This is a genomic window from Sphingopyxis fribergensis, assembly GCF_000803645.1.
Lineage (GTDB): Bacteria > Pseudomonadota > Alphaproteobacteria > Sphingomonadales > Sphingomonadaceae > Sphingopyxis > Sphingopyxis fribergensis.
This window is the reverse complement of the sequence record NZ_CP009122.1, coordinates 2,152,275-2,164,989: the sequence shown is the minus strand read 5'-3', so window position 1 is coordinate 2,164,989 and position 12,715 is coordinate 2,152,275. Positions and strand designations below refer to the sequence as shown.

Here is a 12,715-nt window from a genome sequence, read left to right as displayed (position 1 = left end):
GCGGTCCCGCTCCCCATGGCTTCGCCACAGGGAGGATTAACGCCCGCTCACCTTCCCAAAGCCGCCAACGGCGTCACTGGCCGTCCTATCGTTTCATGCACTGCCGCACATCGTCGCGCTTATATTCGCTGCAATTCCATAGCGCCTTTTCGAACCCCGCCTTGTCGTCGCGGAGATAGGAGAAGGTCATCGCAGCGCGCTGCGTGTCACTCATCGCGTCGCTGTCGGGTTTCAGCACCGGGTTGGTCCAGCCCATGAACTTGCAATAGGGCTTGTCGTCGCAAAGACGCAGCGCGGTGGTGACGAAGCTTTCGGGCGCGGCCTTGCGGTCGAGCTGGGTGTAGATGGTGTCGCGGCCCACACTGTCACCTGCGCCGGTGACGACGCGCGCTTCGCCGACCGCTGCATTGGCATCGACGCCTGTCGCCAGATCGACCGGCAGCCCCAGCGCGATCGCGTGGAGCGGCGAGATTGCGGCCAGCTTGGCGACGGGCCCGTCGCTGCCCGACACCGCGCCGCGGAACGCGCCCGGCGTGCCCCAATAGCCCGGCCAGCGGAAGAAGAGATGCGTATCGACGATCGCGATCTTTTCGAGGCTGTCGCTCCAATAGGGTCGGACCCAGTCAGTGTGATAATGGGTGGCGAGGCCGACAGGCGGATAGGTGCCACCTGACAGCATCAAGTCGGCATTGTTGCGTGCGCGCTGCCATGCAGCGTCCGAATAGCGCCGGTTCAATGCCCCGTCGCAGGTGAAGGTGAACTGGCAGCCGGTAGTGCGTTCCGATCCCTGGAATATGACGCCGCAGATCGATTTGGGGAACGCCGGATGCCGCGCGCGGTTGATCACGACCTGACCCACGGCCTGCTGTCCTTTGGCGTCGTCGCCCGCTTCGTAAATCATGGCCGCCGCAAGGCAGTCGCGGGCGCGGGCTTTCGCGTCGCCGCCGCCTGAATAAACGAACGGCCGCGCCGCAACGAAGCCCTTGGTGATCAGCGCGACTTCGGCGTTTTGCGCGCGCGCGTCGTCTTCGGTGACCGGCGCGAGTTCCATCGGCGCGACCTCGGGTACGATGTCGGCGGGCGGCGCGACCGGGCGCGCATGTGCGTGGCGCGGTCCGCTGCTGCTCGTCAAATTGCTTGCATAAAGTACCGTGATGACCGCCGCGCCGACGAGCAGGACGAATAGCCAGCCCGTCCAGTCGCGCCCGTCGGGCAGCGCCGTCTGGTCACCATGGCGGAGCACGATCCGGCCTCAGATCTCCGGGAGGAAATCGGGAACCGAAAGATAGCGTTCGCCGGTGTCGTAATTGAACCCCAGCACGCGGCTCCCCGCGGGCAGTTCTGCCAGCTTCTGCGCGATGGCCGCCATTGTCGCGCCTGACGAAATGCCGACGAGCATGCCTTCCTCGGTCGCGGCGCGGCGGGCGTAATCCTTCGCGGCGGCGGCATCGACCTTGATCACGCCGTCGAGCAGGTCGGTGTGGAGGTTCCGCGGGATGAAGCCGGCGCCGATGCCCTGGATCGGGTGCGGCGCAGGCTGGCCGCCCGAAATGACCGGCGAGGCTTCGGGTTCGACGGCGAACACCTTCAGGTTCGGCCAATGTTGCTTCAGGAACTGTGCGGTGCCGGTGATATGGCCGCCGGTGCCGACGCCGGTGATCAGCACGTCGATCGGCGTATCCTTGAAATCGGCGAGGATTTCGGGGCCGGTGGTGCGGACGTGGACGTCGATATTGGCTTCATTTTCGAATTGCTGCGGCATCCACGCGCCGGGGGTGGTTTCGACGAGCTCGATCGCGCGCTCGATCGCGCCCTTCATGCCCTTTTCGCGCGGGGTCAGGTCGAAGGTCGCCCCATAGGCGAGCATCAACCGGCGGCGTTCGACCGACATGCTTTCGGGCATGACGAGCACGAGCTTGTAGCCCTTGACCGCGGCCGCCATCGCTAGGCCGATGCCGGTGTTGCCCGACGTCGGTTCGACGATCGTGCCGCCGGGTTTCAGGCTGCCGTCCTTTTCGGCGGCTTCGATCATCGCAAGGCCGATGCGGTCCTTGATCGAACCGCCGGGATTGCTGCGTTCCGACTTCACCCAGACTTCGGCGTCCGGAAACAGCTTTGCCATGCGGATATGCGGCGTGTTGCCGATGGTATCGAGGATGGAATTGGCTTTCATGACGATCCTGCCTTGAATTGGGGTTCAAAAGTGCGCGCGCGGCGCAGTTCGGGGAACAGCCAAGCCCATAGCGCCGTCACGCCGATCGCGCCAGCGCCGCCGATCACTACCGCGCCCACCGGCCCCAATGCTGCGGCCATTGCGCCGGCGCGCATCTCGCCCAATTCGTTCGACGCCGAAATCGCGAGCCCCGAGGCGGCGCTGACGCGGCCGCGCATATGATCGGGGGTGTTGAGCTGGATCAGCGTGCCGCGCACGAAAACCGAGAACATATCCGCTGCGCCCATGATCACGAGCACGCCGAGCGAGAGGAGCAGATTGGTGGAGAGCCCGAATATCACTGTTCCGGCGCCGAACGCGGCGACCGCCCACAGCATCTTCACCCCGACGTTGCGCTCGATCGGGCGGATGGCGAGACCCACAGCGACGCCGACCGATCCGAAGGCGACGGCGGCGCGCATCAGCCCTGCGCCTTCGGGCCCGGCGTGCAATATATCGCGGGCGAACACCGGGAACATCGCGGTCGCGCCCGCGAGCAGGACGGCGAACAGGTCGAGCGTGATCGTCCCCAGCAGGAAGCGCTCGACCCATACGAAGCGCAGGCCGTCGACCATTTCGCGCAGCGGGTGGCGGCGGACTTCGGCGGGTGGCGGCAGGACCGGCCGCACGCGGCTGAGGGTGAAGGCCGATATGGCAAGGAGGATGACCGAGAAGACATAGACCGCACCCGGATGCGCGGCATAGATGAGGCCGCCCGCCGCGGGGCCGATGACCGACGCCGACTGCCAGGCGATGCTGCTCATCGCGATCGCACGCGGCAGGACGGCGGGGGGAACGATATTGGGCGCGATGGCGCTCATCGCCGGGCCGGAAAAAACGCGTGCGACGCCGTGGAGCGCGGCGAGGGTGAACAGCAACGGCAGCGTCAACTGGTCGTGCCATGTGAACCAACCGAGCGTGGCGGCAATGAGCAGATCGATCAGGTTCGAGAAAATCGCGACGCTGCGCCTCTCGAACCGATCGGCCGCCCAGCCCGCAACGGGGGTCAGGATGGCGAGCGGAACGAACTGGAAGAGGCCGAGCAGTCCGAGCTGGAACGATGCCTCCTTGATCGACATGCCATAGTCGGTGCGCGCGGTATCATAGAGCTGATAACCGATCACCACGACCATCGCGATCGTCGCCATCACTGCGGTAAAGCGCGCGAGCCAGAAATAGCGAAAGTCGGGAAAGCTGAGCGGGGAGGGGGCTTTGGGCGTCGATTCCGGTACGACCGGATCTTCGCCTTCGGGTGGTGGGATCGTCGCCATTGATCACCGCCCTAGCCCGCTTTTCGTCGCTGTCCAGATAGCATAGCTTTGCCGTTCGTCGATTATCGGATGTCATTGATCGGCGCCGCTGGCAGAAGCGCCGGCACAGGAGTCAGGGAGATTATCGAATGAAGAGCAAATTGGCCCGTTTCGGCGGTGCGGCAATGGCTGCGACGCTGCTGGTTCTCACCGCGTGCAACGCCTCGGACAACAAGTCGGCGACCGCCCCGAGCGCAAAGAACTGGACCGAATTCCGCGATAATTTCCTGAAAGGTTATTTCCCGCTCAATCCCAATTTCGCGGTTTATCAGGGCAAGCATGAGTTCGACGGGCAATTGCCCGACTGGTCGCCCGAGGGGTTAGAAAAGCAGGCCGCCTACCTCGAAAAAGCCATCGCCGACGCCAAGGCGTTCGACGGCGAGATGAGCCCTGCCGAAAAGTTCGAGCGTGACTATCTGGTCCACGTCGCGCAGGGCCAGCTCTTCTTCCTTCGCGATACCGACTTCGCGCAGAAGAACCCGGCCTTCTACACGGGGGCGCTCGACCCCAATGTCTATATCGCGCGGCCCTATGCCGATGCAACGACGCGGATGAAGGCGTTCATTGCCTACGCCGAAAAGGTCCCTGCCGCCGCGGCACAGATCAAGGCTAATCTCAAGCTTCCGCTGCCCGCGACCTTCGTCAAATATGGTACCGCCGGCTTCGGGGGCTTCGCCGACTATTACAAGGGCGACGCCAAGGCGGCCTTCGCCGAAGTCAAGGACGCGGCGCTGCAGAAGCAGTTCGACGAAGCGGCGGCGAAGGCCGGCGCGGCGATGACCGATCTCGCCAAATATGTCGGATCGCAGCCGGGTACGCCTGACGGTTACGCGCTCGGCGCCGCGAAATTCTCGAAGATGATCCTGACCAATGAGGGCGTCGATACGCCGCTCGACGAACTCGAGCGGATCGGGCAGGCCGATCTCAAGCGCAATCAGGATGCGTTGAAGGCGGCTTGCGCCACTTATGCCGCAGGCATGACGATCGCCGACTGCATGAAGAAGATGAATTCGGACAAGCCCGCCGATGGCCCGGTCGCCGAAGCGCGACGCCAATTGCCGACGCTCCGCGCTTTCCTGATCGAAAAGGATATCGTGACGATCCCTGGCACCGAACAGGCGCAGGTCGAGGAATCGCCGCCGTACAACCGGCAGAACAGCGCCTATATCGACATTCCTGGTCCGTATGAAAAAGGCCTGCCGTCGGTCTATTATATCTCGCCGCCCGATCCGGCATGGGACAAGGCGACACAGGACGCATTCATTCCGGGGAAGAAGGACCTGATGTTCACCTCGGTCCACGAAGTATGGCCGGGACATTTCCTCAACTTCCTTCATTCGAACCGCGCGGAAAGCATCTTTGGCAAGCTGTTCGTCGGCTATGCGTTCGCCGAAGGCTGGGCTCATTATGCCGAGGAGATGATGTGGGATGCCGGGCTGGGCGAGGGCGACCCCGAGACGCATATTGGCCAGCTCTCGAACGCGCTGCTGCGCGACTGCCGCTACCTCTCGGCCATCGGACTGCACACCAAGGGCATGACCGTCGCGGACAGCGAAAAGCTGTTCAAGGAGCAATGCTATCAGGATGAAGGCAATGCGCGCCAACAGGCGGCGCGCGGCACTTATGACCCGGCCTATCTCAACTACACGATGGGCAAGCTGATGATCCGCAAGCTGCGCGAGGATTGGACAGCCAAAAACGGGGGGGCGGGCGACAAGACGAAATGGAAGGCGTTCCACGACGAGTTCCTGTCGTACGGCGGTCCGCCGATCCCGATGGTGCGCGCGGCAATGATGAAGGAAGATGCGCCAAAGGCGGTCTTCTGAGCCAGCCACCGATAAGTTGACGACGCACGGACGCGCTTCTACGGCGCCTGTTGAGTTTCGCCCGGTCACTGGGCGCGTCCGAAAGCGAACCCATGTCCGCATCGCGGCTAAGTGTCATCATGCCGGTCTACAATAGCCGGTCGGTCGTTGGCGCTGCGATAGACTCGATATTGTCGCAAACATTCGGCGATTTCGTTTTTTACGTCGTCGATGACGGATCCAGCGACGGGTCGGGCGACCTCATCGCCGAAAAAGCCGCGCGAGATTCGCGAATATATCTGATCCCGCAGGACAATCGCGGCATTGTTGCCAGCCTCAACCGGATGCTTGCGCTGATCGATACCCCCTTCGTCGCGCGAATGGACGCCGATGACATCGCCATGCCCGACCGTTTCGCCCGCCAGCTCGAACGCATGGAGGCCGATCCGCAGCTAGGTGCGCTCGGCACACAGTTCGAAGAGATCGACGAGGCCGGGCGAAGGCTGTCGAGTGGCTCGGCGATGCCGGTTGGAACCGCGCTTGTCCATGCCGAACTCGAACAACGGCAGCCGATCGCCAACCCGACCGCGATGTTCCGTACCCAGGCGCTGCGCGATGCCGGGCTATATCGCGCGGCGTTTCGCTATTGCGAGGATTACGATCTTTTCCTGCGCTTGTCCGAAATCGCCCAAATCGACAATCTGCCCGATGTCCTGCTGCTCTACCGTCGATCGCCGGGGCAGATGAGCGTGCTCAATCACGGCGTGCAGACCCGCCAGGCGGCCTATGCGCGGCTCGCGCATCGCGAGCGGCGGGCGGGGCGGCTCGACCCCTTTGCGGACGCCGACGTGCTGCCGGCGCTTTCCGACCTCGACAGGGTGCTGGGGCGGCCTGGCGTTGCCGCGATCGTGGAGTCCGAGATGTTGCGTGCGCGCCGCTATGCGGTCGGCAGCATGACCGACGTGGAGTTCGCCGGCTATTGCGCGGCGATCGCACGCGGCATCAAGGGCGGCGATAAACGGGCGGTGGCGCGATGCCTCGCCGAAGGAAAGCCCGGGCGCGCGTTGCGTCTGGCAAAGGCTCTGGCGATGGGCAGGCTCGCGAAGCGGGGCCTCGATGGATAGCCCCGGAAAGAGGGCTGTCCGTGATCATCATACGCATTTCCTGTTCGTCGTTCAGCCAGAGGGCGCACGCAATCGCGCGACGAAAAAGCCATCGAGACCGCCATCAGCGGCGAGCATATCGGGCAGCGTGCGAATAAACCCATTTTCGTCCGGAGCGATCGCCGCGGGCAATTCTTCTGTGCGCGCGGGATCTATGACCCAATCGTCGTGTCGTTCGAGAAAGACCGAGATCTGATCCTCGCCCTCGGCCTGTTCGAGCGAACAGGTCGCATAGACCAGCGTCCCGCCCGGTTTGACCCAGCGCGACGCGCGCGCGAGCAGCTCGGTCTGGAGCGCGGCCATTTCGGCAATCTGGCGAGGCTCGATGCGGTGAAGCACGTCGGGATGGCGGCGGAATATGCCGGTGGCCGAGCAGGGTGCGTCCAGCAGTACCGCGTCGGCCTGATCGTCGGGCGCCCACGAACGGATGTCGCCTTGGACGATATCCGCTGAAAGGCCGGTGCGTTCCATGTTCGCGTGCAGCCGTTCGAGACGTTTCGCGCTGGAGTCGACCGCGACGACGTTCCATCCGGCGGCAGCGAGCTGCATCGTCTTACCGCCGGGGGCGGCGCAGAGGTCGAGCACGGTCCGCCCTTCGCCGGCGCCGAGCAGGCGCGCGGGGAGGCTTGCCGCCAGATCCTGCACCCACCAGCCGCCTTCTTTAAAGCCTGGCATCGCCTCGACCGCTTGACCACGCGGCAGGCGGCGATGACGCGGTGCAAGCGAAACGGCATCGGGCCATTCCTCGGCGCCCGGTTCGGCGGTGAAGCTGAGATCGATCGGCGGCGGCGCGCTCCAAGCGGCTTCGGCGGCTTCGACCGTCGGCAGGCTCCATTGCTCGGCCAAGCGTTCGGCGGTGGGAAGGGGAAGCGTGGCGCGGTCGGGCAGTTGCCATTCGTCCTGCTGCGCGCGCGACAGGATGGCGTGGACCAGCCGTCGCGGCCCACCATCGACGAGGGGCAAGGCGGTCGAAACAACCGCATGGCCAGGGCTTTTGAGAACCAGCAACTGGGCGAGCGCGATCCGCAGCACCGCGCGCGATTTCACATCGTCAGGAAGAATCTGGGCCGTTGCTCCGTCAATCAACGCATCAAGGTCTACCATCCAGCGCAGCGTTTCGGAAACGATCGCCACTGCAAATGCGCGGTCGGCGCCGGTGAGGCCCTGGGTGGCGGCATGCATTGCGACGTCCAAGGGATCGCCACGCCGCAGAACTGCGTCGAGCAGCCGAAGCGCCGCGCGGCGCGTGGCCGTGCCGGGCGGATCGGCTTCGCCCGTGGAACGACGGCGCGGACGGCGATCAGCCATGACGGGCAACGGCGTGGTTGGCGTGACGCATGAAAAATCCTATAGATGCGGGCATGACGATCGACAGCTGCCAGAATGGGACCATCGGCGGAACGCCGCGCGCTGTAAAGCGCCCCGCGCATGTGAAAGCTCCCGCGGGTTGGACGAAAAGCGCCGTGCCCGTGCCGGCGCCCATCCACGAGGACAAGGCCGAGGATCAACCCGGCGGGCGCAACCCGGTGCGCTATGGCGATTGGGAGCTGAAGGGCGTCGCGGTCGATTTTTGATGGGCTAGCGGCCCTGCGCGAGCCAATATTTGGATATTGTCAGAGGGCCGTCCCTGCGAATGCAGGGACGGCCCTTCTGTTGCCTCAGGCGGTCGGCAGCTCGGGGGTGAGGGGCATTTTGCCGCTCTTAACCTGCTCGGCGAACACTTCGCGCATCAGCTGAAGCGAGAAAAGATGTGCGAAGATCAGGCCAAGGATGCCGTTCTGCATCAGCTTGCGCAGCACGTCGCCGCGAAGTTCACGCAGCTTGTTCTCGTCCACCATCTGGAAACCGCGATAGATGAATGGCTTGTCATTGCCTTCTTGCTGGATGGCGACTTCGCCGTCCATCAGCAGATCGGCCTTCTTCAGCTCGTCCATGAACATGCCAGTGCGCTGACCGGCTTCTTCGAAATTCTTGCAGAATTCGAGCACCGCCTGAACCTGTTCGGACGGCTGGCCTTCGACGAACAGCGCATCGCCCTCGTCGAATTTGCCGATCGCACCCGAGGTCGGGTCAAAGCAGAGCGACAAATCTTCCGAATCGGGCTGGAGCCGGGCGAGGAGGAAGGGGTAGCGGCGGATATAGGCCGGGACGTAAACCGGATTGATCAGCTTGCCTTCGTCGTCGACGAACGTGTTGATGCCTTCGTTGAGGCCCATCAGTGCCAGCGGAACCGGATTTTCGCCAGCCGAAAAGATGATCGGGAAGAAACGGCAGGCCGACACGAATTCGTCCGAGGTCAGCGGGATGGCGTGCTGACCGACCAGGAATTCGGCGCTGTCGAGCGGGCGCGCGTGGAAATCAGCGTGATCGACGCTCGAAAGCGGGGCAAGGTCCTTGTAGAACAGCGGCAGATTGGCAGGCGCGGGCGCAGTGGCCATGTTTGAACTCCGGTCAGGGTCCCGCACGCGGGACGAAAAAGATACAGCGCCTTATTGGCCCGCGCTCCGCGGCGCAAGGGGGCTATGGTGGTCGATCGACCGGATTCTAAGCGTCAGGCGATCAGCTTGCCGGGATTGAATATGCCCTTCGGATCGAGCCCGGCCTTCACGCCGCGCAGCGCGGTCAAGCGCGCCGGGCTGTCGATCTCGGCCATGATATCGCGCTTCATCTGGCCGATGCCATGTTCGGCCGAAATCGATCCGCCGAGTTCGAGGACGTGCGAATAGACCAGCCGGCTTACCGACGCGCCATGCTCGGCAATCCACCCCGCCCCGTCCACGCCGATCGGCGGCTGAACATGGTGGTGAACATTGCCGTCGCCGAGATGCCCGAAAGATAGTGCGCGAGCGCCCGGAAAAGCGATGTCCAGCCGGCGCGGATTGTCGGCGATGAAGGCCGGCATCAGATCGACCGGGACGCTGACGTCATGTTGCAGCGCGGGCCCCTCAGCACGCTCGGCCTCCGAGATCGAATCGCGCAAGCGCCAGAAACCTTCGCTTTCGCTATCGCTTTTGGCGATCACGACATCGCGGATCAATCCGGCGTCGAGCGCTGTTGCCAATTGCTGTTCCAAAGCCTCGCCCAGCGTCGGGTCGCTTTCCCCCGCCAGCTCCAACAGGACATACCATGGCTGCGCCACTGAGAGCGGCGCGCGCGTCTGGGGGATGTGGCGCAGCACCGCGTCGAGGCAATTGTGCGGGATCAGTTCGAACCCCTCGAGCTCGCGCCCGATCGCGGCATCGACCCGGCGCAGCAGCAACAGCGCATCTTCGGGCGAGTCGATTCCGATCCACGCCGTCCGTCGCGCCGCGGCGACAGGTACGAGATGCAGCGACGCGGCCGTAACGACGCCCAGCGTCCCTTCGGCGCCGCAAAACAGGTGCCGCAGGTCGTAGCCGCGATTATCCTTCTTGAGCGGAGCAAGCCCGTCAAAAATGCTGCCGTCGGGGAGGACCGCTTCGATGCCGAGGGTCAGCGCGCGCATCGATCCGTGGCGCAAAACCTGGGTGCCGCCAGCGTTGGTCGATACCAGCCCGCCGATCGTTGCCGACCCCTTACCGCCCAAAGTCAGTGGAAAGCGGAGTCCGTGTGCGAGAACGGCGTTATGGAAATTCTCCAGGATGACGCCGGCCTCGGCGACGGCGAGCTGCCCCGCTTCGTCGATCTGGCGGACCCGGTTCATCCGCCGCAGGCTGAGCAGCAGCTGATCGCCGCTGGTGTCGGGGGTGGCGCCGCCGACCATGCCGCTGTTGCCGCCTTGGGGAACCAGAGCGACCTGTGCCTCCGCGCAAAGGCGTACGATCGCGGCGACTTCGTCGGTGGTGGCGGGCGACAGCATCGCGGCGGCACGGCCGTGATATTTGCCGCGCCAGTCGGTCAGCCATGGCGCCATCGCATCGGCGTCGACGCTAAAGCCTTTCGGGCCGAGCAAATTCCCCAGTGCGTCGAGCAGCGATGCCGATGGCTGGCGGGTCATGCCATTTCACTCCGGAAATTTCCTGCCTGGCAAGCGGGCAGGGGGTGACAGCAGTTCATTTGATGTTCAATCATCCTTGTTAAAGCGGGCGATGGACGAATAGTGTCATTTCGTCCAGCGGGCATGGATGCGGGAGCCATAGGTGAGCGGAATCTTCGGTCAGGACGTCAAAGGGACGGCAGCGCGGCTGTGCTGACGGCGGCGGTCCTGTGGTTGGTAGCCGCCGCCCCGGCGGCTGACGCAGTGCCGCCCGCTGCTGCGCCGGAGCCATTGGTGGCAATTTCCGCCCCGACGCCCGAACAGGTCTCTTCCTTTTGGCAGGTAGTGATCGAGCAACAACTGATCATCCGCGTGCCGGCCCAACGGTCGCAGCTCAACAATTTTGCCGCGGGGCCCTCGACGTCGAAACGCGCGACCGAATTGCCGGTCGTCTGGAAAGAAAAAAAGGCGCCCAAATGCGTGGCAATGCGCAATATATTGGGGATGCAGGCGGTCCAGCGCGACAGCATCGATATTATTACGCGGCAAAAGCAACGCCTCCGCGCCCAGCTCAATCGCGGGTGCCGCGCGCTCGATTTCTATGCGGGTTTCTATATGCAGGGCAACAAGGACGGGAAGCTTTGCGAGGATCGCGACCAGATTCACGCCCGAACCGGGGCGAAGTGCGAGATCGACAAGTTCCGGCTGATGGTTCCGGTTCGCGAAGACGACGATTGATCGCGCTTTTAACAGCCTTTCCTTGACTTTTTATCACTATTTGCCCAATGGCCGCGGCAACGCTCGCCAGCGTGGGCGGCTGGGCGTACCCTCTTTTCCGGACATGATGATCCTATGAAATTTGCCGACATCGGCCTTTCCGACGAACTTTTGCGCGCCATCGACGAGTCGGGGTATAATGAAGCGACCCCGATTCAGGCGGGCGTCATCCCGTCCGTATTGATGATGCGCGACATTATCGGCATCGCGCAGACGGGCACCGGCAAGACCGCGTCCTTCGTTCTGCCGATGATCGACATCCTCGCCCACGGCCGCGCCCGCGCGCTGATGCCGCGCTCGCTGATCCTCGCGCCGACGCGCGAACTTGCGGCGCAGGTCGCTGAAAACTTTGAAAAATACGGCAAGTATCACAAGCTGTCGATGGCGCTGCTGATCGGCGGCGTGCAGATGGGCGACCAGGTAAAGGCGCTCGAAAAGGGCGTCGACGTGCTGATCGCGACGCCGGGCCGCCTGATGGATCTGTTCGAGCGCGGCAAGATTTTGCTGACCGGCTGCAACCTGCTCGTCATCGACGAGGCCGACCGGATGCTCGACATGGGCTTCATCCCCGACATCGAGAATATCTGCACCAAACTGCCCGCGACTCGGCAGACCTTGCTGTTCTCGGCGACGATGCCGGCGCCGATCAAGCGGCTGGCCGACAAGTTCCTGTCGAACCCAAAGACGATCGAAGTCGCGCGTCCGGCGAGCCGGAACGAGAATATCGAACAGTTTCTGGTCAAGACGTCGGAACGTGGCAAACGCGATACGCTCCGCAGCCTGATCGAGGCCGAGGACATCAAGACCGCGATCATCTTCTGCAATCGCAAAACGACCGTGCGTGAACTCGCGAAATCGCTCCAGCGCTATGGCTATAAGGCCGGCGAGATTCAGGGCGACATGGACCAATCGAGCCGCACCGCCGAGCTCGACCGGTTCAAGGCCGGTACGATCAACATATTGGTCGCGTCGGACGTCGCGGCACGCGGGCTCGATGTCAAAGGCGTCAGCCATGTGTTCAATTTCGACGCGCCGTGGCATCCCGACGATTATGTCCATCGCATCGGCCGCACCGGCCGCGCGGGTGCCCAGGGGCGCGCCTTCACGTTGGTGACGCCGTCGGACGACGAAGCGATCGACAATATCCAGAAGCTGACCGGCTACAAGATTCCGGTTCATGGTGGCGGCGCGCCGGCGGTCGATGTCGCCCAGCCCGATCGCGACGAGGCAGAAGCCGAGCCGCGGCGCGGACGTTCGGCGCGCGGGGGACGCGGCAAGGCTGCTGCGAAGGCCGAAAAGGCGCCGGCACGTCCAGCGCCGGTTGCCGAAGCACGGCCGGCGAAGCCCCGCGAAGACCGGAAGCCCCGTAACGATCGAAAACCTGCGCCGCGGCACGACGATCTGGATGGTCCGGACGATGGCTGGAACGGCCCGATGCCGGGGTTCCTGTCGGTCGGTTTCGACACCTGATCGCAGGACGGAATGACGTGCTG

11 protein-coding genes are annotated in these 12,715 nt (G+C 63.9%); 5 read left to right on the top strand and 6 right to left on the bottom strand.

Going from position 1 to position 12,715, the window contains the following annotated elements; translation table 11 throughout:
- Nucleotides 1–85 precede the first annotated feature (85 nt).
- Genes SKP52_RS10055 through SKP52_RS10045 form a run of 3 tightly spaced genes read right to left on the bottom strand, consistent with a single transcriptional unit; the run spans nucleotide 86 to nucleotide 3,483 of the window.
- Nucleotides 86–1,243, bottom strand: coding sequence for a cell wall hydrolase (locus SKP52_RS10055; RefSeq protein ID WP_052208070.1), 1,158 nt, complete (start codon nucleotides 1,241–1,243; stop codon nucleotides 86–88).
- 9 nt (nucleotides 1,244–1,252) lie between these two features.
- Nucleotides 1,253–2,173, bottom strand: coding sequence for a cysteine synthase A (gene cysK / locus SKP52_RS10050; RefSeq protein WP_039574492.1), 921 nt, complete (start codon nucleotides 2,171–2,173; stop codon nucleotides 1,253–1,255).
- Entirely contained in the window at nucleotides 2,170–3,483 is a 1,314-nt protein-coding gene (locus SKP52_RS10045) for an MFS transporter (protein WP_039574490.1), read from the bottom strand. Before SKP52_RS10045 ends, cysK begins: the two co-directional genes overlap by 4 nt.
- Nucleotides 3,484–3,611: 128 nt before the next feature.
- Between SKP52_RS10045 and SKP52_RS10040 the strand changes: the two genes are divergently transcribed.
- Both SKP52_RS10040 and SKP52_RS10035 read left to right on the top strand, forming a co-directional pair.
- Nucleotides 3,612–5,348, top strand: a complete 1,737-nt coding sequence (locus tag SKP52_RS10040) for a DUF885 domain-containing protein (RefSeq protein WP_039574488.1) — start codon at nucleotides 3,612–3,614, stop codon at nucleotides 5,346–5,348.
- Between the two features lie 92 nt (nucleotides 5,349–5,440).
- Nucleotides 5,441–6,451 carry a glycosyltransferase gene (locus SKP52_RS10035; protein WP_039574485.1) on the top strand — a complete coding sequence of 337 codons (1,011 nt, stop codon included), beginning with the start codon at nucleotides 5,441–5,443 and terminating at the stop codon, nucleotides 6,449–6,451.
- Nucleotides 6,452–6,502: 51 nt separating this feature from the next.
- Here SKP52_RS10035 and SKP52_RS10030 read toward each other — a convergent pair whose 3' ends face one another.
- Nucleotides 6,503–7,798 carry an RsmB/NOP family class I SAM-dependent RNA methyltransferase gene (locus tag SKP52_RS10030; protein WP_039574484.1) on the bottom strand — a complete coding sequence of 432 codons (1,296 nt, stop codon included), beginning with the start codon at nucleotides 7,796–7,798 and terminating at the stop codon, nucleotides 6,503–6,505.
- A 53-nt stretch (nucleotides 7,799–7,851) separates the two neighbouring features.
- On the opposite strand from SKP52_RS10030, the gene SKP52_RS10025 reads away from it, so the two are divergent.
- Nucleotides 7,852–8,064, top strand: a complete 213-nt coding sequence (locus tag SKP52_RS10025) for a DUF1674 domain-containing protein (RefSeq protein WP_052208068.1) — start codon at nucleotides 7,852–7,854, stop codon at nucleotides 8,062–8,064.
- An 84-nt stretch (nucleotides 8,065–8,148) separates the two neighbouring features.
- Here the strand turns inward: SKP52_RS10025 and SKP52_RS10020 are convergent, their stop codons facing one another.
- Together SKP52_RS10020 and SKP52_RS10015 are read right to left on the bottom strand one after the other, a co-directional pair.
- Nucleotides 8,149–8,928, bottom strand: a complete 780-nt coding sequence (locus SKP52_RS10020; RefSeq protein WP_039574483.1) for a SapC family protein — start codon at nucleotides 8,926–8,928, stop codon at nucleotides 8,149–8,151.
- Nucleotides 8,929–9,041: 113 nt separating this feature from the next.
- Nucleotides 9,042–10,466: an FAD-binding oxidoreductase gene (locus tag SKP52_RS10015; RefSeq protein WP_039574482.1), complete on the bottom strand. Its 1,425-nt coding sequence runs from the start codon at nucleotides 10,464–10,466 to the stop codon at nucleotides 9,042–9,044.
- 273 nt (nucleotides 10,467–10,739) lie between these two features.
- On the opposite strand from SKP52_RS10015, the gene SKP52_RS10010 reads away from it, so the two are divergent.
- The gene (locus SKP52_RS10010; protein ID WP_228383887.1) at nucleotides 10,740–11,183 is read left to right on the top strand and encodes a hypothetical protein; all 444 of its coding nucleotides are present in this window, start codon (nucleotides 10,740–10,742) and stop codon (nucleotides 11,181–11,183) included.
- Between the two features lie 114 nt (nucleotides 11,184–11,297).
- Entirely contained in the window at nucleotides 11,298–12,692 is a 1,395-nt protein-coding gene (locus SKP52_RS10005; RefSeq protein WP_039574480.1) for a DEAD/DEAH box helicase, read from the top strand.
- The last annotated feature ends 23 nt before the right edge of the window (nucleotides 12,693–12,715 follow it).

What these genes read in the sequence shown, in the direction of transcription:
- SKP52_RS10035 (WP_039574485.1), top strand. Translation starts at nt 5,441, where the DNA reads ATGTCCGCATCGCGGCTAAGTGTCATCATGCCGGTCTACAATAGCCGG.
- SKP52_RS10020 (WP_039574483.1), bottom strand. Translation starts at nt 8,928, where the DNA reads ATGGCCACTGCGCCCGCGCCTGCCAATCTGCCGCTGTTCTACAAGGAC.
- SKP52_RS10005 (WP_039574480.1), top strand. Translation starts at nt 11,298, where the DNA reads ATGAAATTTGCCGACATCGGCCTTTCCGACGAACTTTTGCGCGCCATC.
- SKP52_RS10030 (WP_039574484.1), bottom strand. Translation starts at nt 7,798, where the DNA reads ATGGCTGATCGCCGTCCGCGCCGTCGTTCCACGGGCGAAGCCGATCCG.
- SKP52_RS10040 (WP_039574488.1), top strand. Translation starts at nt 3,612, where the DNA reads ATGAAGAGCAAATTGGCCCGTTTCGGCGGTGCGGCAATGGCTGCGACG.
- SKP52_RS10045 (WP_039574490.1), bottom strand. Translation starts at nt 3,483, where the DNA reads ATGGCGACGATCCCACCACCCGAAGGCGAAGATCCGGTCGTACCGGAA.
- cysK (WP_039574492.1), bottom strand. Translation starts at nt 2,173, where the DNA reads ATGAAAGCCAATTCCATCCTCGATACCATCGGCAACACGCCGCATATC.
- SKP52_RS10025 (WP_052208068.1), top strand. Translation starts at nt 7,852, where the DNA reads ATGACGATCGACAGCTGCCAGAATGGGACCATCGGCGGAACGCCGCGC.
- SKP52_RS10015 (WP_039574482.1), bottom strand. Translation starts at nt 10,466, where the DNA reads ATGACCCGCCAGCCATCGGCATCGCTGCTCGACGCACTGGGGAATTTG.